The sequence below is a fragment of the Roseovarius salincola genome (genome assembly GCF_026891095.1).
GTDB lineage: Bacteria > Pseudomonadota > Alphaproteobacteria > Rhodobacterales > Rhodobacteraceae > Roseovarius > Roseovarius salincola.
In genome coordinates this window covers 1-24,732 of sequence record NZ_JAPTNL010000030.1, presented here as the reverse complement: position 1 = coordinate 24,732, position 24,732 = coordinate 1, and the positions used below count along the sequence as shown (strand labels likewise).

17 protein-coding genes and 2 pseudogenes are annotated in these 24,732 nt (G+C 53.6%); 11 read left to right on the top strand and 8 right to left on the bottom strand.

What is annotated here, in order from left to right; genetic code table 11:
• Nucleotides 1–111: 111 nt before the first annotated feature.
• From N5A93_RS18695 to N5A93_RS18665, 7 genes are all read right to left on the bottom strand, one after another.
• Nucleotides 112–1,164, bottom strand: a complete 1,053-nt coding sequence (locus N5A93_RS18695; RefSeq protein WP_268956609.1) for a CBASS cGAMP-activated phospholipase — start codon at nucleotides 1,162–1,164, stop codon at nucleotides 112–114.
• Nucleotides 1,165–1,659, bottom strand: a complete 495-nt coding sequence (locus N5A93_RS18690) for a hypothetical protein (RefSeq protein WP_268956608.1) — start codon at nucleotides 1,657–1,659, stop codon at nucleotides 1,165–1,167.
• A complete protein-coding gene (locus N5A93_RS18685) occupies nucleotides 1,646–2,134 on the bottom strand; it encodes a hypothetical protein (protein ID WP_268956607.1) in 489 nt (162 codons plus the stop codon). Before N5A93_RS18685 ends, N5A93_RS18690 begins: the two co-directional genes overlap by 14 nt.
• Before the next feature lie 351 nt (nucleotides 2,135–2,485).
• The gene (locus N5A93_RS18680; RefSeq protein ID WP_268956606.1) at nucleotides 2,486–4,336 is read right to left on the bottom strand and encodes an EVE domain-containing protein; all 1,851 of its coding nucleotides are present in this window, start codon (nucleotides 4,334–4,336) and stop codon (nucleotides 2,486–2,488) included.
• A gap of 335 nt (nucleotides 4,337–4,671) precedes the next feature.
• Nucleotides 4,672–6,615 (bottom strand): Hsp70 family protein, encoded by a 1,944-nt coding sequence (locus N5A93_RS18675; RefSeq protein ID WP_268956605.1) that lies wholly within the window; start codon nucleotides 6,613–6,615, stop codon nucleotides 4,672–4,674.
• Nucleotides 6,612–7,637 (bottom strand): hypothetical protein, encoded by a 1,026-nt coding sequence (locus N5A93_RS18670; protein WP_268956604.1) that lies wholly within the window; start codon nucleotides 7,635–7,637, stop codon nucleotides 6,612–6,614. Before N5A93_RS18670 ends, N5A93_RS18675 begins: the two co-directional genes overlap by 4 nt.
• A complete protein-coding gene (locus N5A93_RS18665; protein WP_268956603.1) occupies nucleotides 7,634–8,782 on the bottom strand; it encodes a hypothetical protein in 1,149 nt (382 codons plus the stop codon). The genes N5A93_RS18670 and N5A93_RS18665 overlap by 4 nt, the downstream gene beginning before the upstream one ends.
• 157 nt (nucleotides 8,783–8,939) lie before the next feature.
• On the opposite strand from N5A93_RS18665, the gene N5A93_RS18660 reads away from it, so the two are divergent.
• The 3 genes and pseudogenes from N5A93_RS18660 to N5A93_RS18650 form a co-directional block, all read left to right on the top strand.
• On the top strand, nucleotides 8,940–9,266 hold the full coding sequence (locus N5A93_RS18660; RefSeq protein WP_268956602.1) for a helix-turn-helix domain-containing protein: 327 nt from the start codon (nucleotides 8,940–8,942) through the stop codon (nucleotides 9,264–9,266).
• A 128-nt stretch (nucleotides 9,267–9,394) separates the two neighbouring features.
• A pseudogene (locus tag N5A93_RS18655) lies at nucleotides 9,395–9,793 on the top strand (IS110 family transposase); the annotation flags it as partial.
• Between the two features lie 16 nt (nucleotides 9,794–9,809).
• Nucleotides 9,810–10,022 (top strand): annotated as a pseudogene (locus N5A93_RS18650) (integrase core domain-containing protein); the annotation flags it as partial.
• On the opposite strand, the gene N5A93_RS19535 reads toward N5A93_RS18650, so the two are convergent.
• Nucleotides 10,004–10,189 carry an alpha/beta family hydrolase gene (locus N5A93_RS19535; RefSeq protein ID WP_328407496.1) on the bottom strand — a complete coding sequence of 62 codons (186 nt, stop codon included), beginning with the start codon at nucleotides 10,187–10,189 and terminating at the stop codon, nucleotides 10,004–10,006. The pseudogene N5A93_RS18650 and the gene N5A93_RS19535 overlap by 19 nt on opposite strands.
• A gap of 83 nt (nucleotides 10,190–10,272) precedes the next feature.
• Between N5A93_RS19535 and N5A93_RS19605 the strand changes: the two genes are divergently transcribed.
• The 8 genes from N5A93_RS19605 to brxL all read left to right on the top strand — a co-directional run bounded on the left by N5A93_RS19605 (nucleotide 10,273) and on the right by brxL (nucleotide 24,585).
• Nucleotides 10,273–10,608 (top strand): helix-turn-helix domain-containing protein, encoded by a 336-nt coding sequence (locus N5A93_RS19605; RefSeq protein WP_440590581.1) that lies wholly within the window; start codon nucleotides 10,273–10,275, stop codon nucleotides 10,606–10,608.
• A 22-nt stretch (nucleotides 10,609–10,630) separates the two neighbouring features.
• Nucleotides 10,631–11,143, top strand: a complete 513-nt coding sequence (locus tag N5A93_RS18640; protein ID WP_268956601.1) for a BrxE family protein — start codon at nucleotides 10,631–10,633, stop codon at nucleotides 11,141–11,143.
• A complete protein-coding gene (locus N5A93_RS18635; RefSeq protein WP_268956600.1) occupies nucleotides 11,140–11,925 on the top strand; it encodes a BrxA family protein in 786 nt (261 codons plus the stop codon). The genes N5A93_RS18640 and N5A93_RS18635 overlap by 4 nt, the downstream gene beginning before the upstream one ends.
• Nucleotides 11,906–12,481 carry a BREX protein BrxB domain-containing protein gene (locus N5A93_RS18630; RefSeq protein WP_268956599.1) on the top strand — a complete coding sequence of 192 codons (576 nt, stop codon included), beginning with the start codon at nucleotides 11,906–11,908 and terminating at the stop codon, nucleotides 12,479–12,481. Before N5A93_RS18635 ends, N5A93_RS18630 begins: the two co-directional genes overlap by 20 nt.
• Before the next feature lie 32 nt (nucleotides 12,482–12,513).
• Entirely contained in the window at nucleotides 12,514–16,125 is a 3,612-nt protein-coding gene (gene brxC / locus N5A93_RS18625) for a BREX system P-loop protein BrxC (RefSeq protein ID WP_268956598.1), read from the top strand.
• Between the two features lie 3 nt (nucleotides 16,126–16,128).
• On the top strand, nucleotides 16,129–19,986 hold the full coding sequence (gene pglX, locus N5A93_RS18620; protein ID WP_268956597.1) for a BREX-1 system adenine-specific DNA-methyltransferase PglX: 3,858 nt from the start codon (nucleotides 16,129–16,131) through the stop codon (nucleotides 19,984–19,986).
• Between the two features lie 131 nt (nucleotides 19,987–20,117).
• Nucleotides 20,118–22,514 carry a PglZ domain-containing protein gene (locus tag N5A93_RS18615; protein WP_268956596.1) on the top strand — a complete coding sequence of 799 codons (2,397 nt, stop codon included), beginning with the start codon at nucleotides 20,118–20,120 and terminating at the stop codon, nucleotides 22,512–22,514.
• A 7-nt stretch (nucleotides 22,515–22,521) separates the two neighbouring features.
• Nucleotides 22,522–24,585, top strand: a complete 2,064-nt coding sequence (gene brxL, locus N5A93_RS18610; protein WP_268956595.1) for a BREX system Lon protease-like protein BrxL — start codon at nucleotides 22,522–22,524, stop codon at nucleotides 24,583–24,585.
• Nucleotides 24,586–24,732: the final 147 nt, after the last annotated feature.

Sequence of the window (24,732 nt, the reverse complement as noted above, 5' to 3'; positions counted from 1 at the left end):
GGCATACTGGGACGGTCGCGAAGAGCAAAAAGCAGCATGAAACCTAAACCCGATACACCTTAGAAACGCTGCAAACCTGTCCGAAAAGATGGGACCACTTCATGCCGCCAGTCACTCAGAAAATCCTGGCCGTAGAACGGAAGAGCCAGCGTAAGAGAAGTATGCGACGCGTCGGGCGGTCCGAGATAGCATTGTGTCTAGCTGAGTTCGTCTTGAGCCAGAAACTCCTGCAAGACACGCTTCCGATGCGTTCTTTAGTGCTTCACGGGCCCTTTTGTCTGCAAGTACGAGGTGTACGTGCTTTTGCTGCTCGTCAGTCAATTCAATGTCTAGATGGATTTGTTGCCTTGGCCCAAGACTTCTTAGCAGCTCGCGTTGTATTTCTACTTGCCCGTCCATAAGCAGTGGTTGCAGTCTATTATACTTGAATACCCAGCGTAATACCCCCCATCTGTCATTTCGAGATAGTGGTATTTTACTACTATTTGGGGTCATAGTCGTTCCAACTGACAGAATTCTCTGTTGCGCCACTGGAATGTCAAATCGCGAAACAAGGTCAGAAGCAGCGATGAGCTCTGGGCCGTTGGCAACGATTCCACCGTCCGTGTATCTTTGTTTGTTGAATCGATGAAGCGGGAGGTACATCGGAGCTGCCGCCGACGCCATAGCGATATCTATCAACTTAATTTCTTCTTGAGACTTGTCGTAACTGCGAAATATTACTGGCTTGCCAGATGTCTCGTTTATTGCCGGTACGATTAAGGCCCGATCAAGATCGCCCAGCTTTTTCTCCTTCAGTGTACATGACAAGACTTTGTAGAGCTCATCGCTCTTAAAGCGCGCCCTGAAAAATCCGGGTTTTGTCTTCAGCACGTATCTTGGTGGAAATATTCTCTCGCCATGTTCCTCGAAGAGCTCCAGTAGCTTAGAGATTGGTACACCCGCGGCTAGGGCAACGGCTATGATGGACCCTACGGAAGTACCGCAGATAACGTCAAAGCTTTCACCAAGTGGTCGCGAATCTCCAAGTTGCGTCTTTCTCGCTTCGAGGCCGTTTGCGATCAGGGCTGAAAAGTAGCCGCGGAACCCACCACCGTGAAAACTTAGGACGCTAGCCGACCCGGGTGGCGCATAAAGTGAGCCTACGGACGCAAGCTCAGGCATCTAAGGAATCCAAAGAATTCTGATGTCGATCCCAGCTCCCTCCAGAAGACTTACCATTGCCTGGTTTTCTTCGGTCTTGAGGAGCATAGCTGTTGCGTCATGTGCGCGGATAATCGCCATGTTTTCTGCGTCATAGATATCCAAATGCTCTATGGGTGCTGCTTCCCTAATGTGCCCAAAGGCTTCAATACTCTCACCAGTAAACGGCAAAAGGCGATAGACTGGGGGTGTGACACCAAGACCCGAAGCATCGTCTTCCTCGGCGCCTTTGAGTATTCCTTCAACTCTATTTCGCAGCTTCTTCTGATCTGGCCCCGCCTCCATGCCTAATATCGCGTCTAGCGCTCCAGCCAATGCTGGAGCGCCGAGAGCGACTACTTGATCGATGCCTTTCAACGCTTGCATGGTCGGCAGAGCACTTGCTCCGTCGATGAGCTGTATCGTCTCCGTTACGCCAAGTACTAGCATCCGAGAAACTTCACTATTCTGCGCCACTCAAGAGTGCATGAGCGACTGAACGTCGGTTCTGGTAGGTCTTCCTTCGTGGAGCCACAGAGATTTCGCTCGCTTCTCCCTGATGCGCCAGGTCACGAAAGAGATCGGCGCCAGTTGCAAAGTGAGGCCTAGATAGCTCGGTAAGCACTTTAAGAAGAGCATTCATTTCACTCTCGAGCAACAAAACTGCTCGCTGCTTATCGTGCTCTTTTGCGTTAGCTATGAGCTGTGGTCCCGAAGCTTCGAGCTCTTTGAAGACCTCTCCAACTTTTCGCTTGAGATCAGTTCTTGTCCACTGGTGAACGTCCTTGGATCTCCTGTTGACCAAGAAGGTCCTCATTCGTTTTCCATACTTTTCATTGGCCGCAACGCCTTGATCGTCCGGCCGCAGGTACTGAAGTGCGCGCTCGACTAAAGCAGCGCCGTTGTTCTCCGCGTCTACTTCGTGACTAATCGCTGGCATGGCTTGCTCCATATAGGTCAGCTTCGATAGGCACATATATAGCCCTTAAGTGTGCTCTTGGCAAGCTAAAGGTGCCCATTGCAACCATAATGGTGCTTTTCCTCGACTGCAACCTATATGTTGGGCTTCCAGACGGGTTCGTCGCAGCTTCCCAGTTTTCTAATTCATTGATATCACGATACAAATCCTTAACCACACTTAGTGATGCGGTTCGCATAAGTGCCCTTATGTTAGCTGCAGGCCGTAACCCACCCCACCCCACCCCATGCACGGGTCTTCTTACCGCAACCCCAATCGGCCCGCTCCACTGGACCCGGTTTGAGCCCAAGGGGGAATCCTTATGTCGGCCTTCAATTTGATGGTTCAAACCGTTGGTCTCGGAATGCTGATCTGGTGGCCTTCGATCTCTAGGCCAAATTTCTCATCTCCGATACTGACATCGATTCCGCCGTAATGAAGTTGTCGGTGGTGGTTGGCACAAACCGTCATGATATTCGCTGCATGCAAGGAACCCTTTTCGAGCTTTAACACTGGCATGACGTGATGGGCTTCAACGTAAGGCTCGCCGCTGGGCTTTCTGAACGCGATTGGAGCCCAGCCCAGAGCCTCGCAGATTTGGCATTTGAAACCGTTGAGTTTCTTCACCTTTGCGCCCACAGGCCCGCGTTCGATGTACTGGCTTTGCCGCTGCTTTACCTCAGGCGCGGCATCCTTGTACTTATCCTCGATATTCTGCAGCGCCTTCGCCAGATCGGGCGCATCTTGGGGTTTTGGAAGATCATCGATCCCCATGCCTAGAAGGGCTACAACCGCCCGAAAGTCATCGCCAGAAATCGGAAAGGTGGAGCCCTGAAACCCTTCCAGCAACAGCTTTGACACGCCCGGTGCCTTTTCCTGCAGGGTCTCGATACGCAGCGGGCTATCCAGAAATGTCTTTATGTAGCGAATACCGACGGTCGGCCATCCTGCTTCTCGCTCATTCCCCGGAGACCAGAACTCATCACTCGCGCCAGTAGCTTCGTACGGGTCAGTCAGAACCTGACAGATGGCGTAGATTCCGGGCTCAAGCTGAGGCCGTCCATCCCGTTCTGACTTGCTGCGCCTATCCTGTCCAACTCGGATGATGGCCAGCTGACCAGGCTTGAACTTGTCACGATCAGAGCGGCGAACTCCCCATGAGTCCACCTCAATACCGCGCGCTAGGAATTCATCAATCGCCCATTTTTGCGGATTGCATACGAGCACCCAGAAAGATTCTTCCTCGGCGGGCGCAAGGCCGCTTGCCCATGACTGGATGGCCTCCGGATGTTGTGCCGCCTCGTCCTTCCAGAGCTTCGACGATCCACCGGGCAAAGTGCGCGTCATATGCAGAACACGTTCGAAATCGTCGTCTGACCAAACCCTGCTCTGCGCGGCTTTCTGCATATACTCGCGCGGGAAGTCCCACCCTGGCTCACCCCAGTTCCACGCGCGCGAAAACCACTGCTTCGCCGTCATGCCCAAAGGCGGCAGGCCCAGCCGATAGCACGCGAAATCAAGCCGCGATTGTATGTTGCCATGTGTGCGGCCGAACTTCGCCATGTCCCCGATGCCCATGGCCACTGCTGCCTCGGCATTGCTGTAGGGTGTGATCATCCCAGGCGAGGACGTCCGGCGCGCCTTGAGCCAATCCAATAGCAACTCGGTTCGGGTCTGGGTTGATGCATCTTCATTCGTAGGGGGCTTGGCTGTGGCATTCGGCAACCCTAGCGCCCTACGGGCATACCAAAGGGCCCGCTCTGAGAACTCCTCGGGATGATCGATGATAATCTGCTCATAGGATAGGTCAGCGCGATCCGCATCGCTCAAGACCGTGAAACCTTGGGTTGGCTTTGTCCTTGAGACTGCGGCTTCTGCGGCTCCGATCAGGCCACGGTTTTTCAACTGCTGAAACGTTCGAGACGCAGTCTTGTGGTCTCGCTTCATGAGGCCGACGTATTCGGCAACAGCCAGGACGATCTTCTCTTCGGCTGGTGTCAGGTTGGTCAGGTCGATGCCGGTCTTGTTGGCTACTACCTGTCGCGCAAGTGACCCATAGTGCGCCTTTATCGCCGCTTCTATCTCCGGTGTTATCGCGTCGTTACTGGCAATGTTCGTCTCAAGATTCCGGAGCTTGTCGTAGTTTGGCGTATTTCTAATCCGCTCGATGATTATCTGCTGGTCTATTTCTGCCACGCTTCACTCCCAAAATTCTATATGAAAAATGATCTGATCGTGCCCGCTTGATCAATGTTCCGGTGCCGTCGTTACGACCAGAGCCGTACCAATTCTCGCAGGCAAAATGTCTGCTTCCAAACGGCTCGGGTTTCTACTCTGATCAAATTTCTACAGCAAAATCAATTGATAGAGAAGGCAGGCTCTAGGAAGTTGAGGTTTGCGCACAGCATTAGTGGCAGAAGCAAGGTTTTTGAACACCGCGTGCGCGACGTAAGGTAACGGCACCCCACCCCGGGCACGGGTTCTCTTGCCATGGGCTGGTGGCCCGCTCTCCGTCCCCCGTCTCTGGCAATCTATTTTATGCCATTAGTTTGCAAGTTCCTCAGCGCGGCCTTTAGAAGGCTGGGGTTGCGCCGAACCAATTCGGGAAGACACGATCCTGTGCAGCCCTGAATTGGACCCTCAGCCTTGATCCGCGAAATCCGTCTCTTACAGCGAGCACAAGGCACGTAGAAATTTCTTTCTTCCAGCTGCCGTGCAGTAGCGGCATTGCTCCTGGTGTCGAAGTAACTTGGCCGCCATTGCTCGATTAGATCGCCAGGCACAAATTTCCAAAGGTCACCGTGCGCTTGATTGCGCTCGTCTGGGTTTGCGACATTCGCTCTTTGAAAGAGATTGCTGTGGGGCAAAGCCTGAAGGTGGTCATTCCCGCCAGGCAAGCCCTTGATAGGAAGATCGTCGCCTTCTCGGTCCGATGAGGCAATGTGGGCCAACGAGAGGCCGAACTCTAGATCGTGAAATTCCTTGGAGGCTTGTGCGCCACGCCCAGTCGATTTTAGGGTCACTCTGGCAACGTAGTCATGATCAATTTGTAGGTTGCATTCGATTCGTTCTAGCAAGGGCTGCGCTTTCGGATCGACCTCGACTTTTGCAACACACAACGACCGCCGTGGATCGTTCGGTGATGTCTTGCCGAGCTTCACTGGCTTGGCCACCTCGACAACTGCGAAGCCTTCTCTCGGGTCTACGCAAAACAGCCGGGTGTTTGCGACATTCTGCGTCTCGTTCTCAATCGGCAGTGTCCAACCGGCATCTACAAGGGAGTGGTAAGTTCCCCGACCAGAAGTGTCCGCGACAAGAATCTCAATCGGTTTTGACAGCGTTAGCCGCAGACCATCATTTGCGATCCAGGCCGCGCCCTCGGCAATAATCCGATCACCGTTTTCAAGCCTGGGAACCCTGCCGACGAACCTTTCTGTCAGTCCGTCACGAATTGTGGGCATGTTCACCATGCCGCCAGTAGCAAGGCAAAGCTCGATGTCCTTGTAGGTCAGTTGCGCTTGCTCCAGGATTTCGTCGATACGGGCGAGACCTCGATCGACAATACCCGCACTGAGGTCTTCTAGGTCCGAGCGCGTGACAGAGGCGAGAAGGTTCTTACCGGTGCCGTCAGTTTTGAGGTAGTTTCTTACGATTACATCTTCAGTGTCCGTCTTTGGGTCGGACAAATGGATCTTTAGGATTTCGCACTGGTGCAAGAGCTTGGCCGCCATGCCAGGTTGCTCAAGGGCAGTGATGTCTTCGATACCATGCGCCGTAGCGTGAATTTCCCTCAAGTGGTTTCTCAGCCGTTCGTCAAATTTGTCACCCCCAACTTCATTGTCGCCGAGATTCCTGACCTGCATTATTGCGCCGCCAGTTATGCGACAAAGCGTCAGGTCGAGAGTGCCGCCACCCCAATCGAAAACGAGGATCGACCTCCCCTCCAAGCGCGCCAGTTCGCGTCCAAGGTCAGGCTGGGCGCGGAGATAGGCATATAGGGCCGCTACGGGCTCATGGACAAACTGGACAACACCGACACCGGCTTTTCGTGCCGCCTCGCGGAGCGCTCGGCGTTCCGGTCCTCCGAAATCAACCGGTATCGTGAAGACTGCACGTGCAAGATCTTGCCCAGGAGCGCCGCCACGAGCAGCAGCGGCGTCGGTTTTCAAATGTCTGAGAACCTCAGCGACTGCATCGGTAGGCTCGACAGGGCGACCATCTACAAAAATTGGGCCCTCTCGCCGTAAGGTCATCTTGGGGGAGCGGACAAATCCTGGAGGAGCGCCGCTTTCGGTGATGTCCATGTTTTGTCGTGCCTCACGGCCAACAACTATGTCTGAGCCACGGTACCAAATCACGGATGGATGCGGACGAAGGGTAACCTGATCCACCAGGGCAAGAACTCTTCCACCCACGGCGACCGTAGCGAGACTGTTTGTCGTTCCAAAGTCGACTCCAAAGATCGTCTCACTCATTCCTTCGCCCCTTCTATCGCCGATAGCGCTGCTTTCACTCGTCGAAGTGCGACTCCTGGTGCAGGTGGTTCGATCTCGAGCGCATCAATAGCGTCTTCAAGTAGTGGGCCCAGTCGTTCTCCAAGTAGCACCCTCTGCTCAGCCTTGGTCTCCGTCAGATCATGACCCCAATGTTGGCGTTCAGCGGCGAGCGTTTGGTCAAGCTTTGCGATGGTCGCCTCTTGCTCTGCAATCGTATTTCTCGCGTTTTTCAAGTCGGCGTGGAGCTGCTCAACTTGGTCTCGAGAACTATCAAGCCGGTGGCGCAGGTCGGTGCCAATGTTCCTCTCGTGATTTCGTTCTTCTTCGGCAGCCTTAACTATCTGGTCGCCAAGACCTACCATTGCCACGGCGAGTCGCAATTCTGCGCCCTTGCCCTTTTGAACGGCCCGTTGTGCCAGCCGCGAGGCTGACTTCAAATCCGAGAAGAAAATGGACTGGAGTTGCTCAGCAATCTGCCAAGCCTTGAGCGAGCGGTTTTCCACCAGCCAGCAAATGGTTATCCTGAGCAATGTTTCCGCCCGTTTCTTATCCTCCTTCTGATCTGAGCGGAGAGCTGGCGAGAGTTCTCTTAAGACTGACTTGAAGATGCGTGATGCATCGTGGTCCTGTGGGTCAAAGGCTTCTCCGAGATGCTCCTTTAGTCGGAATTGGGCAGCGCCCCAAATCCATGTATCGACGGCATCTGGCAGAACCGATTGCGACATCAATGCCCAGAAGCGCTCACAGTCCGGGTCATGCTTGGACATCATATTTCCGGTTGCCTCCCGATCGGAAGACAGGAAACGCTTTACTTTATTCTTTCGAAGAACCTTGAAAAATGCAGAGGGGCTGGCTCGTGTCTCTTCGAAGTATCCGGTCAACGTCGGCTGAACCTCAAACTCCGGAACGGGCTCGCCCTCAGATGCTCCCCCGTCTACCACACTTGATGTCGTTTCTCTTTTCAGCGCGTTAGCTTTGGGCGTTTCTATATCATCGGTCACGTTGATACTTGCTCCAGATATTTGCTGGCCCATCGGCTAAAGGGGTAGACTTCCGCGATCTGCATCAGCGGCTCCAATGCACTCTTTTTTGAGTCCAACCTCCATGCCGATGCAGCCCAGATGGCGAATGCCTTTTGGTGATCGCTTACATCAAGAAACTCTGATTTTGCGAGCCCCCGGCACTCATCCTCGAGAATCGGGCTCCAACGCGGTTGTGCTGCGAGGTGTATTGCCAATTCGAGCATTCTTCCGGTGCCATGATCGACCGGGCAGACCGCGCGCCGATCTGCGTCTGTGAACTCAATCGGGAAAGCGGCTGAACTGGGATCAAGTAGTATCGCCGTCGCCAAATCGAGCTCCCAGTATCCGGTTCGTCGCTCGCCCAATCTGAAATCATTCATCGAAAAACTTATGATACTCGCAATAAGGCGGGCGAGTGGACGCTGAATGTCCTTAAGTACCTCTAAAGCCCCACCGTACAGCTCGCGATATCGAGAAAGTGGCGTAGTGAGCCTTTCGTCTTCAGGCCGCTCTTTAAGAAGAATCCCCAGGCAATAGTCGGCAAGACCAGACGCGTAGTCTCTACCAAGACCCTGTGTCCTCTGGTCTGAGAGAAACCTGCTAATCGCTTCGCGTGAGATTGCGCTTGTCACCAGAGCTTCCGTAAACGCTTTTTCGACATCTTTAAGGGCGTTTCGGTCAGCAATGCGGAAGGAGAACTTGTAGCGAGTTATAACCGGAGCCGTGTTTTTCTCAGCAGCATTAACCAGCTCCAAATTGATCTCGGCTTGGGCTGAGTTGGTCATAAGGTCCTTAAGTTCCCCAGGCGAAAGCTCACGCAGTCTCGTGCCGTCTATGCGTACCTGTGCAAAACTGGTGTTGACTATCGCAATGTCAGAAATGTCGAGAGCTGTGCGGACAAAGCCATGCGCTGTCGGCTCCACGCCGCGCAATGTAATCAAAGGCCGTTCGACGCGATGTTGAGAATAGACATGGTCATGGAATTCGGACTGTATCGTGAAGACTGATGCGCAGAACGGGCAGGAAAAGGTCGGCCCTTTCGGGAGCGATGGATCGGGAGTGCGTTCAGTGCCCTCGTAGAAGGCATCAAGATCACCTTCTCGGATCCAACCAACAGTCGGCATATTGACCTCTCAATTCGCGACACTCCTTGGCGCTGGTCGTCTGGGCGCTGGTCGAGCTCTTGCAGCTTCATAATTGAACCTTTGTCTGATAAAACGTAACAGTTCGCATATCCGCTAACAAGCGGATTGACAGGGGGGTTCTAGCGATGGATCAGTCATGTCTCCCAGCAGTATGACGTTTGGCCAAGCAATATCAACGGCTCGCAAGTCACTCGGGCTCAGCCAGAAGATGCTGGCAGGGCTCGTGATGAAGGAAGAGGGCGGAGGATCTATATCGCCGCAGTATCTTAATGACATCGAGCACGATCGACGCAGTCCCAGCTCGGGGCATTTGATCCGCCAATTCTCCAGCATTGTGAACCTGCCAGAGGACTATCTCTTCGCACTCGCTGGTCGCCTACCTGACGATCTACGACTGAATGCGACCGACCCGGAAAAGGTCGTCAAGGCCTTCGCTGATTTGAGGAGAGCCTTAAAGCAGTGAAGCCCATTAACAAGGCGAACTTTCACTCCAACTTGGCCCGGGTTGAACCGATGTATGCTCCAAAAGATCAATTACTCGGTATCTGACGTCAGCGCCTATGGGACAGATTTGAGGTTTTCGTAACGGAGATGCGGTCATCGGGCCGATTCGCCACCATTATTGTGGTGGTTTTCGGGAAAGAGGAGATGACCATGACGTATTACATAGGGCTTGATGTTTCAGTTGAGAGTACGGCCGTGTGCGTGATCGACGCAGATGGTTGCGTCAAGAAAGAGTTTTCTGCGCGGAGTCATCCTGAGGATCTCGCAAATGCGCTGGATCCGTTTTCTGATGAGATTGCTGGGATCGGTCTCGAAGCTGGGCCCATGTCGGGCTTCCTTGTTGAGGGTCTCAAGCAGAGAGGCTTGCACAGCGTTCTGATGGAGACGCGCAGGGTTCATGCCGCTTTATCCGCCATTCCGGTCAAGACGGATCGGCGGGATGCCCGTGGCATCGCCGAGCTTCTTCGAATGGGCTGGTTTCAGCCTGTGCATTTGAAGACCCCTCGGGCATTACTTCCTGCCCGGAGATCTCGAGCGCCAGATCGGTGCCTTCGTCGAATATTACAACAACCAGCGCTACCACGAGAGCCTTGGAAACCTGACGCCCGCCGACGTCTACTTCGGGCGCGCAGAGCAGATCCTGAAACAGCGAGAGGAGATCAAACGGAAAACCATGCTCATCCGGCGCTTACGCCATCAAACCGAACACGCATAGCCCACGCAGAGCAACTCAGCGATGCGATCCGCTTCGAACAGCTCATCCGCAATCATACTAGCAACGCGGCAGCCCATCGACTTCCCGCCTATGATCAGCGGGCCATCGACATGGAGCGTGTCGATTGTGGCTAGGTACTCTGAGTCCAGTTTTTCGGCGCGTGGCAAGCACCGTTGAAATTGCTCGACATGGCTACCAACCGTCCTTGGCTATTGAAAGTGGTAGTCCTCCAATCCCTAGAACCGCGTTCATGGACGGACCATTCGAAGACATCTCCGCTCTCATTTGGTCCCGAGTCTCAATTGGAAATATGAACCAATCAGCAAGGCCTTGCTTATTCCACAATTTTCCCGCATTTTCTCAGTACTGCCAAGTTGTCGAGGCTCCTATGGATAGTGATATTCTCACCTTGAGAGAAGTGGCTGCCTATCTCAAGATCAAAGAGAAAACTGCTTATCGACTTGCAGCAGAAGGAAAGATTCCAGGTTTTAAGGTTGGCGGATCGTGGCGGTTCCGTCAGAGGGATATTGAGAGCTGGATAAAAACGCAAAGCTCTCGGATCGAACCATGTGAGGATGAGAGATAGAAGATTGAGGGTAGTAGATCAGGTGATCCACGACAGCGATGCTGAGCTCCGCGATATTATCAGACTGAGAATGGCCGTTGGGCGGCTTGGCGAGAAGGACCATGGCGACTGGTGGCCTTCGCTCTGGTTTACATCCAACGCAGTGGCTTTTTTGACGCCAGTTTACGGTGCGCGAACTGATGCAGCGCGTTATCAAGGGGTGATTGAAGCTGCGCGCGTCGTACACGACAACCGGATCGGTGTCGGCCAAGCCTTCCACCTATTCCGATTGCCTGAGGCGTTGGAGCGGCGTTTGCACGACGCCGTCGTGCGAGATGAGGCGTGGAGCAAAACTGGCAATATCCCAAGTGAATCCGATGCAGAAGAGCTGCTCTCTGAACTTGCTGAACCGGTCGAGGCTAACGAGGGACCAGTTAGAGTTGGCAGTGCGGCGGACTTAGAATCTTCCTCCTGGGTCAAGGTTCTCGCTGGGCACTACATCACGGCCTTCAGAAGTTCTCAGCAGGTCTTCCCATACTTCACGGTGAACGCGTGACGGAGCAGGTTTACACAACAAAGCTTCAAGCCGGTCTTGGTCTGATTCCTGAGACAGAGAAACTACTCGATATGTGGGAACCTGGAATGGACAATTCAGCACTTCTGGATCGTGCTCTTGATTCTGGTGATTTCCCAACAATGACAGCACGCCGTTTGAGGAACGTTGTGTCGGAGGGATTTGCACCAAGATATCTGGTCCAGGATGGTGCTCCAGCCTCCGCTCTGAAGTCGATGCGTGAAGCGATGTCAGATAAGGACCGCAAGCAGCTTTTCCTTCTCTTTACTTGTCGCTCCAACCGGGTTCTCGCCGACTTCATACGTGAGGTTTACTGGCCTCAATACGCAGCAGGCAGCACATCGCTCACGAAGAGCGATGCGCTCAATTTTGTGAATGACGCCGTTGCAGAAGGTAAGACAACAACAGCGTGGTCAGACTCCACGCGGACACGGGTTTCAAGTTATATCTTGGGGGCTTGCGCAGATTTTAGGTTGCTTGGTGCGATGGCAGCAGGAGGCCGAAAAATTGAGACATTTGGTCCAACTACCTTCGTTACAGGCTTTCTTGCATATGAACTTCATTTCCGTGGTTTGGGTGATAATGCGATGCTCAACCACGAAGACTGGGGGCTCTTCGGCCTTGACCCCGATGATGTGCTTGCGGAGCTAAAACAGATCGCAATGCGCGGCGAAATCATCGTTCAATCGGCTGCAGGGCTCGTACAGATTTCCTGGAAACACAAGAATATGGAGGAGTTGGCCGATGCCGTCGCTGACAGCTGACTTCGATGAACTCGTGCGCCGCATCCAGGCTGGTCGTGAGTTCTCGCACGCCAGTTTCGAACCAATTTATTATCTTGTGTTTCATCCAAGAGAAATTCTTGAGGTGAAGCGGCAGATGCCTGCTTGGACAGCCCGCCTAAAAAACGCGGGTTGGCATGTGACAACATTTTCAGTTGCGGAGCACATTAGAGACATTTTCCAGTCCGCTCCGATGCGGAAGATTTGGTTGGCGGCAGATGCGAAGGCACCGCTTGACTGGGGAAAAACGAACAAGAGCCTTGCGAACGCGCTTACCGGGCGTGACCAATTACAAAACCGGCTCGAAGAGGCGATATCGGCACAAAAAGATGATCCGAACGCAATTGTTTTGGTTACTGATCTTGAAGCCCTCCATCCTTATCTTCGAATTGGGGCAATAGAGGCTCAACTGCAGGGCAAGTTCCATATTCCAACGGTCTTCTTCTACCCAGGCATAAGAACCGGAAAAACGCGTTTGCGCTTCCTTGGTTTCTATCCAGAGGACGGCAACTATAGGTCAGTCCACGTGGGTGGATGATATAACTGCAAGAGCAGGAAGAAATAACGAAGATGACGACGATAAGAACTCTATTTGATCCGCAGAAGGGCCTTCAGCGCTCCATTGAAAAAGTGATTTCATACCAGGCATCGCAAGAGGACCGGCTCAAGTCAGAGATATCAGAATATATCGTCACCGATAGTATCGATGAACAGCTCGAGAAGCTCTTGGACAACATCCAAGCGGCGCTCGAGAGTGGCGGCGGTCATGAGGTCGGAGTTTGGGTTTCCGGCTTTTACGGCTCAGGAAAGAGCTCTTTCACAAAGTATCTAGGCCTTGCGCTAGATGACACTGTCAAAGTGGATGGGCAACCGTTTGTCCGGCATTTGAGTGACCGACTACGGCGCCCGCAGACCAAAGCCCTCCTAGACGCGGTAAATAGGCGATTGTCAGCCGCTGTAATCATGCTCGATCTCGCAAGTCAGCAGATTGCAGGCGCAACTCTCGCCGAAGTTTCGACAGTTCTTTATTACAAAGTTCTGCAGCAACTTGGTTATTCAAGAAACATGAAAGTGGCTGCACTTGAGCGTAAGCTCAAAAAGGACGCACGCTACGAGGAGTTCATCAAGCTCTTCCAGGATGAAACAGGCGAACCCTGGGCAGATTACCAGAATGATGAGTTGGTGGTCGATAGCCTGCTTCCCAACATTGCTCACCAGATGTATCCGAACCTGTTCAAAAACGATCAGGCATTCTCAGCCGCAAATAGCGAAACGATCTATCTCATGGACGATCGCGTCAGAGAGATGATTGACGTTGTTCGTGACGAAACGGGTAAAGAGAACATTGTCTTCGTAATTGATGAAATCGGCCAATACGTTGGAAGCCAGCAATCCAAAATTCTTGATCTTCAAGGCTTAGCCGAGAACATCAAAAACATCGGGCAGGGCAAGGTTTGGATACTCGGCACTGCACAGCAAACGCTGACCGAGGACGATCCCCACACTGCAATAAATTCTCCAGAGCTTTTTAAGCTGAAAGACCGTTTTCCGATCTCTGTTGAGTTGGAATCCAGTGATATTAAAGAAATCTGTTTCCGCAGGCTGCTTGGCAAATCGGCTGAAGGCGAAAACGTACTTAGCAAGCTTTTTGAGGAAAATGGCCAGGCATTGCGCTCAAACACGAAGCTTACAGGCGCAAAATACTATGATGATGGATTTGATAAGACGAGCTTCACGAACCTATATCCGTTTTTGCCCGCACATTTCGAGATTCTGCTTCGATTGCTGGGCGCTCTAGCCAAGTCGACGGGTGGTGTGGGGCTGCGTTCTGCTATCAAGGTCCTTCAGGACATCCTGGTGGAAGGTGCTGGCGATCAGCCTCCAGTCGCCGATCAGGTCCTCGGGTGGCTCGCAACGACCGTTACACTCTACGATTCTTTGAACACAGATATCCGGCGCGCTTTCCCCTCATTGCATGGCGCAGTCGACAAAGTCGTTGTCCAATTCCCAGATGACACTCTGACGCAAAATGTCGCAAAGACAATCGCGGTGCTTCAAATCCTCTCAAACATGCCTGTTACAACTGAGAACATAGCGGCTCTCATGCATCCTTCGGTTTCTTCGTCTTCCATTAAAGACGAGGTGAATTCGTCCATCGAGAAGATGCTTGGCAACGCCTTCGTTCCACTTGGTGAGAAGGATGGAAGCCTCCGGTTCTTCAGTGAAAAGCTCAATGACGTAGAGCAAGAGCGAGCACAACTTGCGCTCAGAAGTTCAGACGTTCAACGCATCTTCAGCAATGCTCTCCGCGATACGTTGACGCCTGCACCCGCGACTCGATTGCATGGAAACCGTGCGGTGACTTCAGGTGTGAAGAGTATCTCCGGTGGGCGGAGTGTTTCTCTGGCCGGTGACCGCGAAACGATACAGACCGCCATCGTCCTTGCCGATGCCGCAGAATACGAGACTGAGCGCACGAAACTTCTTGATGAGTCGCGGCAGCGAAGCGCGGAGAACACAATCTTTATGTTAGGTCGGTCTCCCGAAGACGCGATGGAGACAGCGGGTGAAGTCTACCGCTGCAACCGCATCGTTGAGATCTACCGCAATGACCCCGATCAAGAGGTCAAGGAATACTGCGCAAGCCAAACGGATCGCGCCGCTCGCCTCTGCAACGACCTTGCGCAAATCATTGCCCGTAGTTTGGCCCGGGGCTCCTTTGTTTTTCGCGGCGCAGTTACCGCAGTTGAGAGTATGGATCAAAATCTAGCATCTGCATGCCGCAAATACCTAAGCGACGTCGCCGAGCAAGTTTATGCTCGTCACACTGAAGCCCCGGAGCGGGTGGAAACTGCGCTGCCTGAAAAGTTCCTGCGCGCTGCTAATGCCAACCTCAAATCGATTACATCGCAGATTGACCCTATGGGGCTGGTGCAACTCACAGGCGGGACCCCATCGATACAAACGGATTACAAGGCGTTGGTTAGTATACGCGACCAAATTGAGCGCAACGGTCTCATAGAAGGGAAGCGACTTCTCGAAACATTTGCCGATGCGCCATTTGGCTGGTCTCAAGACACAACACGGTATCTAATCAGCGCGCTGCTTGTAGGCGGGGAGATTAAGCTGAAAGTTGCTGGACGCGAAGTTACCGTCAATGGCCAGCAAGCGATCGAAGCGCTGAAGACGAACAATAGCTTTAGGTCGGTTGGGGTTTCGTTGAGAGACGATCGCCCTTCAATGGATGTACTTGCAAAGGCGGCAGAGCGCCTGACCGATCTATCAGGTGACGCCGTCGTCCCGCTCGAAGAAAACATCAGCAAGTCGTCACAAACATTACTGCCGGAATTTCAGCATCGATACGCGTCGCTGGGGGAGAAGCTTGCAAACCTCAAGCTGCCTGGCTCCGACACGATGGCGTCTTTGAACCGACAGATTGCCGATTTGCTGCTCACAGATTGCTCGGACGCGCCACAAGTTTTTGGAGCAGAGAGCTCCACTCTGTATGATGAATTGAAATGGGCGCAGAATGTTAGATTGGCTTTTGACCAGAAGCTCGACCGTACCGTTCAACGTGTGCGCTATCTGCAACATGAGCTGGGCTCGCTACCCAAGACAGGCGCGCCGGGAGAATTGGTCAAAGCTGTTGACGACGACATGGAAGCCATCAATGACAGGCTTTCGCAGCGGAGTTTCTTCGACCATGCGGCTGATATCTCGACGAAATGCTCACACATCGAGACCTGCGTCGCGAATACTGTCCGAACAATGGCAAGCGCCCAAGCGGGCCTCATAACGGACGCCGCAACCGATCTGTCCCGCATCCCGGAATGGATTGAATTCACACCTGAGGAGCAGCAGCAGGTTCTTGCGGAGTTGCAAGAGCTTTCTGTCAAAGTCGAAGAAGACATCGCTGGGCTCAAGTCTTTGCTCTCTTCACAGTTCGATATCAGTACTACCATCCAAGAGCTTAAGCGCCGCATAGTTGAAGAAGGCCGGGATCGTCGTAATCCACCAGAACCAAAACCAGGCAAGAAAGCAGAGCCACGTCCTCGTCAAGCGCTAAAGGTTCCTGCAAAGATAGCAACGACTGAAGAACTGGACCAACTCATCCAGCGCCTCCAAGACCTGCGCAGTGACGCTCCATACTATGAGTTCGACGTCGAGATCGGCGAGGAATGACATATGGCGTTCGATAACGATACAAGAGGAAAGCTTCAGAGATTTGTCACGGAAATCCGTGCGCTTCTGACAGAAGATTTCACACGACAACTTCAACAGACCTATGGCATGGACCCAACCAGCGGGGAAGTCGCATCCATCGAAAGTCTCAAGCATCTCGACGACGAGCGCTTGGAGACTGCGCAAATCTTGCGCGATATTATGGATCACTACTTGGCCTCCGAGGCCACCAAAAACGAAAAGCAGACAAGAGCATCTGTGCTTCGACGCATTGCCCGTGAGCAGGCATTCACAATTCTAAATCGCCTAGCAGCACTCCGCATGATGGAGGCGCGCGGTATACTGCTGGAATCGATCTCTCACGGGACGCAGTCGCAGGCTTTTCGACTCTACCAACAGGTGGCGAATGGTTCGCTAGGAGATACGGGCGAAACCTACAATCACTTCCTGCACAGTCTATTCGATCTCTTCGCAGCAGATTTGCCGTCCCTTTTTGACCGCTACAGCCCCCAGAGCCGCCTGTTTCCAAGAGAAGTAACACTGATGAAGGCACTCGACCTCATTAATGGCAGTGATGTCGAACCTCTCTGGGCCGAGGATGAGACGATCGGCTGGATCTACCAGTACTTCAACTCGAAGGAAGAGCGCAAAGCGATGCGCGATGCGTCCCAGGCGCCGCGCAACAGCCGTGAGCTGGCGGTGCGCAACCAGTTCTTCACTCCGCGCTATGTGGTGGAGTTCCTGGTCGACAACACGCTGGGACGGCTCTGGTTCAACTGGACGGGCGGGCAGACCGGCCTGCGCGACCGCTGCCAATACCTGCTGGTGAAACCGGATGAGCAGCCCGAACCCGCCACACGCCTGCGCGACCCGCGCACGATCAAGCTGCTCGATCCGGCCTGCGGGTCGATGCATTTCGGGCTCTACGCTTTTGATCTGTTCCTGGAGATCTATCGCGAGGCATGGGCGTGGGAGCAGACCCATGGCCCCGGCTGCCTGGATTCTGAGATCGGCGGCGGTGCTGACCTGAAACCGCTCAGTCAGACTTATGCTGACCAGGACGCGTTCCTGCACGACGTGCCGCGGCTGATCATCGAACACAACATCTATGGCGTCGATATCGACCCGCGCGCGGCGCAGATCGCATCGCTGGCGCTTTGGCTGCGGGCGCAGCGGGCCTGGCACGAGGCGGGCGTGAAGGCCAAGGACCGGCCCCAGGTCGGGCGTGGGCATGTGGTGGCGGCCATAGCACCCCCGGCAGAGGTGGACCTGCGCAAGCGGTTCATGGAAGAGCTCGATCCCCTGGACGCAGAGCTGTTCGAGAAGACGCTGTTCCTGCTCAAGGGCCTGCCAGAGCTTGGGGTGCTGTTGCAGGTCGAAAAGGAACTGCCTGCCCTCGTGCGCGCCGTGTTTGGCGAGCATGGCGACCTCTTCCGCAAAGAGGATATGGCCCAATGGCAAAAGGCTGAGGCGCGTTTGCAGGAAGCGCTTAGCGAATTTGCGCGCGCAGCGCGGTCCACCTATCAGGGGCGGCTTTTTGCAGAGGATGCGCTTCAGGGCCTGCGGATGATCGACCACTGCCGCGAAGTCTTCGACGTGGTGGTCATGAACCCGCCATTTGGCGAACCTTCGCGAATGACAAAAGCCTATCTCGAAGAAGCGCTTCCGCGATCGAAAGGGAACATACTTACTCACTTCGTCGACCGCGCGGCCGAACTGTGCCGCACCGGGGGACGGGTCGGGGCCATTGTTAGCCGCACATGTTTCTACCTACAAAGTTTTTCGAAGTTCAGAAAGTCGGTGCTCAATGAAGACCTAACTGTCGAAAGCTTCGTTGACTTAGGTCAAGGCGTTCTTGATGCGATGGTAGAGACCGCTGCAATAACGTGGGAACGCGGGAATTCTGATAAAGAAGCCATTTTCTTCAGAGAATTAAATAGCGAAGACAAAAATAGCGGTATCGTTAGATCTATAGAACAAGTTCGACACGGGGTTCCTGGGAAGAACTACTTCATTCGCAAACCGTCCGATTTCTTAGTATTCGAGGACGCGCCGTATATTTACTGGATCAACAGCACTGTGGCCCGCAAGATTTCTGAAAAGGCTGCAATTGATCCACTCGCTTGCTCGATTAAAGTTGGACTTCAAACTGGCAATGACTTTCGATTTCTCAGACTTTGGTGGGAGGTCCAGCCGGGCGAGTTGGTTGTTCCAGACAGAGATGCTGCTGCGTCAGAATTGCAGTTGCAGTGCTTGTCTTCAAGCAAGCAATCACGATGGGCTTGGTACTCCAAAACAGAGTCTGCTTCCCCAATACTTTCATCAATTCACGCCTGCGTGAATTGGCATCATGAAGGACGTGAGATTAAGGCGTTTCACACTGGAAGAGGAGATTCTCCTTCAAGATATGTTCGCTCTGAAGGTTTCTACTTCCTTCCATCTTTTAGCTATATGTTGCGGTCGAGCCGACTGGTCCCATATCTTGTTCCCAAAGGCATCATTCCAACAGCCGGCAGGAGCCAAGTTTATCCGAACCCCGGTAACGAAATCTGGTTGGCTGCCCTGCTATCGTCGAACTTGGCCACTGCTGTGGCTCGTTTTCGGGGAGAGGCCTTTTGGCAACCTAAGTTCCAAAACTCGATGGTTTCCGCAATTCCGTTCATTGAGCCCGATGACAGCGACCTCAAAGACGCAGCTTCGGTTATTTCGATAGTTCGCGCGCGAATGGTTGAACGGTTTCAACGAGATGAGACCGAGATTCAGTTCTTGTCGCCCGAGATTTGTGACACTCCAACAACTGTTGAACGATTTGATAGAAAGTCGATCCTTGGGGTCGATCTTGATGAACGCATCGCCGAACTGTGCAGTCTAACGCCCCTTGAGTTTCAAGCATTGCAGCGTGATCACGATGAGGCACTTGGATGGTCAAGTGCAAGCGATGGGGATGACAACGACGTTTCTGAGGACGCTGACGATAGCGAAGACGACGATGGCGCCGACGCGATCGACCAAACCGACAGTCTGCTCAGCTGGGCCACTGGCGTCGCGTTCGGCCGTTTCGACTGGCGCTTGGCCACGGGTGAACGCGAAGCCCCGCCCGAGCCGGACCCCTTTGACCCGCTGCCCGCGCAAAGCCCCGGCATGCTGCCCGATGATGCAGAGCCGTTCCATGCCCATTCCGGCATCTTGGTGGACGACCAAGGGCATCCGCATGACCTCGCCCGCCTGATCGAGGAAGTGCTCGCCCGCGTCGACGCCCCAGTGCCCGCAGATGTGCGCCGCTGGCTGCAACGCGATTTCTTTCCCCTGCACCTGAAGCAGTACAGCAAGAGCCGCCGCAAGGCCCCGATCTACTGGCCGCTCTCGACCAGTTCGGGCAGCTACACGCTCTGGCTCTACTACCCTAGCCTGACCGACCAGACCCTCTTCACCGCCGTCAATGACTTCATCGAGCCAAAGCTGAAAGAGGTCGGCCAGGATGTCTCCACCTTGCGGAACAAGGGCAGCGGTCGCTCCGCGGCGGAAGAAAAAAGCCTCGAAAAGCTGCAGTCAGTTGAATCGGAACTGACTGAATTGCGTGAAACCTTACTTGAGATTGCACCCACCTATCGCCCAAACCACGACGACGGCGTTCAGATCACAGCTGCACCACTTTGGCGGCTGTTCCGCCATAAGCCTTGGCAGAAGGTCCTTAATGCGACTTGGGAGAAACTAGAAAAGGGCGACTACGACTGGGCGCACCTGTCCATGGCTTATTGGCCCGACCGCGTTCGCGAGAAGTGCAAGACCGATAAGTCATTGGCGATCGCTCATGACTTGGAGGGCCTATACGAAGAGCGAGAAGCCCGAGGTGCCACATGAGCTTGGCTTCCTTCATTCGGGAAACCGTTCTACGCCCCCGCCTGAAAAAGTCAGGATGTCTTGTCGTATATGACCCGGCGCGACTCTACCAAGACGTTGTCGCTGATCTTTCAAACGAGCGTACGGCTGTCGTGGATACCAGTGAACGTGGGATTGAAAGCCGCGAACAGGCCCTTGAGAATTTTGTCTCTCTTGCACGTCCTGGCGATAAAGGGCCGACAGAACTAGTCATCTATGTTCCAACCAATCCGCCGAAGACTGACCATGACCGCGTCATCGATCCTTATGCGGTCTACGCAGCAAGTGGTGCGATGTTTCCCGACGGAGATGGCGATGAATACATAAGCCTCTGCATGAAGGCGAAGCCTGATCACGCCAGCGAAATCCGGCGATTGTTTCAGGACGATCCAAGACCCTCATTCGAACTCGTCGATAATATTGGTGGTGGGGTGGGTTACCCCACACTTAGGACGCTCCTTCGCGTCGACTCCGCCCGCAACGTTCTTCTTGCATTCCTAGCCCCTTCAGAGCAGCAGAAGTGCCGTCTCAAAGAAAATGAAGCCTGGGTGAGTGAAGCCAAGGCGCTTTTCCGATCTTCGCTGGGCTTGAAGCTCGTAACCAAGGGCAAGAGCTGGTCTGCCGTTGCCGATGAGCTTTGGCGTTTTGTCCTTTTCAGCGAGTTCGTTCTCGATCTTCCTGATGAGTTGCCGGCATCTCTAGTGGACGTTCCGCACGCGGATACAGGCGCAGATGCATTGGTCGCCGACCTGTGCGAAACGCTACGAAATGATAACCGGACACGACTGACGTATATCGATCGGGCAGAACAGATTGAACGCGCACTCGATCTCCCCGCCGCATGTGCCGAGATCAAAGACCTTGGAAAGCTCGATACTTTTCCCTTTGAAGAGCGGACTTTCTTACAAGTTGCAGTCGATGCGCTAAAAGATGATCGCCTGGATGAGGTTCGAACTGTTGTCGATAGGCACAAACATTCGGTTTGGCTGGGCCAAGGGGAGAGCCAATCGCAGTGGGGACTAGTCAGTGCCGCTCTTCAACTGGTGTCTGCTTGCGAAGACGCTGATCGAAACCTTTCTGGAAATACAGGCAGCCTTGATGCACTCATCGATCACTATACGAGTAGCCTTCGCGAGATAGACAGACTCCAGCGTGAATTCGAGCAGGCCTTTGGCGAGTACATCTCGATGGAGCCAATCGTAGATGACGTTGCCAGATACGCACGCAAGCGCTACGCGCGCATCGCGGAAAAGGTGCAAACGATCTTCATCAAGCACCTAGAGAAAGATGGTTGGCCGCCCCAGGGGAGGCTCGCCAATGTTGATCTTTTCGATAAGTTGGTTGAGCCGCGACTCTCGGAGAGAGACAAGCGCGTCGCATATTTCATGGTCGATGCGCTTCGTTATGAACTTGGCGTTGAACTTCAGAGGCAGCTCATTGACGCGGGCACAGCGACTATTCAGGCGGCGAATGCACAATTGCCGACCGTTACACCAATTGGGATGGCCAGCCTGCTTCCTGAGGCAGGCAAGAAACTCGCGATACTACGCGATGGGAAAGATGTCCTGGCTGAGTTTGACGGGCAGCGTTTGAGCACCGTCGCAAGTAGGATGAAAGTGTTTGAGCAACTTTACGGTGATCGCTTTGAGCAAATGACTCTGTCTGAATTCAACAGAAGTAAAGATGCAGAAGTCTCTGATGCCGTGAGCCTATTGGTTATTCGAAGCACCGAAATCGATAGCCACCTGGAAAGCAACCCAGACACAACGCTGAGCTTAGTCCACCAAACCCTCAAAGGAATACGAGTTGCGATACACCGTTTAGGGCAGGCTGGTTTTACTGACGTCGTAATAGCAACCGATCACGGCTTCTTCCTAAACGGGCATTCCGATGCTGGTGACATCTGTGCCAAGCCGTCGGCAGGTGATTGGATCACCGTGCATGACCGTTCACTGCTAGGTGCCGGCGGCGCGGACACCCACAATTTCGTGATCCCAGCTGAGAAGGCGGGTATTCGCGGCGACATTGAGTGTTTCGGCGCGCCACGCAGTCTTGCCCCGTACAGACGAGGTCTTCGCTTCTTTCACGGCGGTCCATCCCTGCAAGAAGCTATCGTCCCAGCAATCACCGTCACGCTCCAAGCGCACGAAGCTCCAGGACCAACCATGGCCAGCGTAGAGCTGTCCTACAAGAACGGCGCGAAGAGGATTACGACTCGACTTCCCGTGGTCGACGTTGCAATCGCGAGCACCGATATGTTCGCGCAAGAGGACGACTTTGAAATCCTCTTAGAGGCACATGATAAGAATGGAAACGTCGTCGGTGAAGCGCGCAAGGGCGATCCGGTTGATCCCGCGACGGGGACCCTAACGCTTCGGTCCGGTCAGCATAAGCAGGTCACCATCAGAATGGACTTGGAGTTTGAAGGCAAGTTTACGCTCAAAGCATTCAACCCAGTCACGATGACGGCTTACGCCAGTATTTCTTTGGAGACCTATTATGCAGTTTGAAATGGAGATGGACGAACTAGACAGAAAGCTCAACAAGACATTCGATGGGAAAGTTGTCCGCAAAGATCTACTGCACAGGATTAAGAAGGGCACCAATGTTCCGACGTTTGTTCTTGAGTTTCTCCTAGCCAGATACTGCGCCAGTAACGAACCCGCCGAAATCCAAGCCGGTATGGAAGCTGTGCTTGCGACACTCGATGAGAACTACGTTCGACCCGATGAAGCGAACGCTGCCCAGTCTCGCGTCGCTGTGAAAGGAAAGCACAAGTTTATCGACAAAGTGCATGTCCGCTACGTCGAGAAGGACAAGCGGCATTGGGCATCTCTTGAGAACTTTGCATCCCAGAAAGTTGCGATCGCAGAGAAGTTCTACCGCGACATCGATCGACTGCTTGAAGGCGGTATTTGGGCAGAGGTGACGATCGCACACAATGACATCGACGAAAACAACTACGCTTTCTACGTAGAAGATTTACGTCCTATCCAGCTAAGCCGCTTCGACTTTGATGCCTACAAGGAAGGCCGCACAAAGCTGACAAGAGACGAATGGCTGAACGTGGTCCTTAGGTCGGTGGGTCTCGAACCATCTACACTATCGCAAAGGGAAAAACTGCATTTCATCGCTAGGCTCGCACCACTCGTCGAGGCGAACTTTAACTTCGTCGAGCTTGGTCCGCGCGGCACTGGCAAGTCATACTTCTTTAGTGAGTTTTCCCCGTACTCCACGCTGATCAGCGGCGGCCAGGCGACGAAAGCAACCCTCTTCTACAACAACGCTCGGAACAAGATTGGACTAGTTGGTTTCTGGGACACCGTCGCCTTCGACGAGGTGGGCGGGATCAAGATCAAAGACCCCGATACCATTCAAATCATGAAAGACTTCATGGCCAATGGTAGGTTCTCGAGGGGAGTCGAGATCATTGCCAATGCGAGCATGGCGTTCGTAGGGAACATCGATCAGTCGGTGGAACAAATCGTCCGCTCATCAGAGCATGACCTTTTCCTACCACTTCCGGCTGAATTTGATCTTGCCGTGATGGACCGCTTTGCCTGCTACTTGCCTGGCTGGGAGATTCCGAAGACCAGTAGTGCCTATTTGACCGACCGCTTTGGGCTCATTACCGACTACTTGGCAGAAGCGTTTCACTATCAACTCAAGCACAACAACAGATACGAAGAGGTCTCGAGCCGAGTGAAGCTCGGGAGTAATGTCGAAGGGCGCGACGAGAAGGGTATTAAGAAGACACTCTGTGCGTTCTTGAAAATCCTCCACCCCGACGGAGCTCCCAGCGACGAGGAGTTCTTCGAGTATGTGGAGTACGCGATTGAATGCCGCCGTCGAGTGAAAGAGCAGATGAACAAACGCAAGCCCGATGACGAGTTTGCGTTGATAAATCTCTCCTATGTCGCACCAGATGGTCGTGAGGTCGTTGTCCATTGCCCCGAAACCAAGGGTGTTGCTGCTACGCTCGAACCTGCGCGCCGCACGCTTTCTGGAAAGGCTTCGAGACCGAAAGCAGTTGATTGTAGTGAACCACAAGAAGCACTCCAAGAGAGCGATGTCCCATCTGAAACGATGCAACCTGTTGCGGATGAGGTCCTTGAAGAGCGGCATTACACCATCGCCTACGGCGACGTCGGACACACCTACGACACGATCATCGGGCCATACTTGGCGAAGGCTAAAAAGATAACGATTGAAGACCCTTACATTCGTGCACCCCATCAGATCGCGAATTTTGTCCGCTTCTGCGAAACAGTTGTTAAGAGCCCGACCGTGCGGGAAATCCACCTTCTGACCGGGTATGATGAGAAAACCGACCTTGCTGGAGTGGAGAGCAAGATCGAAGAACTCAAACAGAGCCTAATTGAGCGAGACATCGTGCTTTCTGTGGAGATCGATAGCAAAATCCATGACCGGGAGATTAGAACTGACGACGGCTGGGTCATCAAGATCGGACGAGGTCTGGACTTCTACCAGAGACCCGAAGGATGGTTCACGATTGGCGCGAATGACTTTTCTCTGAGGCCTTGCTTGGAAACAAAGGTCGATATCTTCAAGCAGACTTAGCATGTTCCGCTTTATTCATACCGCCGACCTCCATCTTGATGCTCCACTTCGCAGCCTTGCGCTGAAAGACCGTAAGCGTCCGGTCAGGCCGCCTTATTCGACCAGTGCCAAGGCAGGAGATCATCTACGCGGGTGATCTTGTAGTCG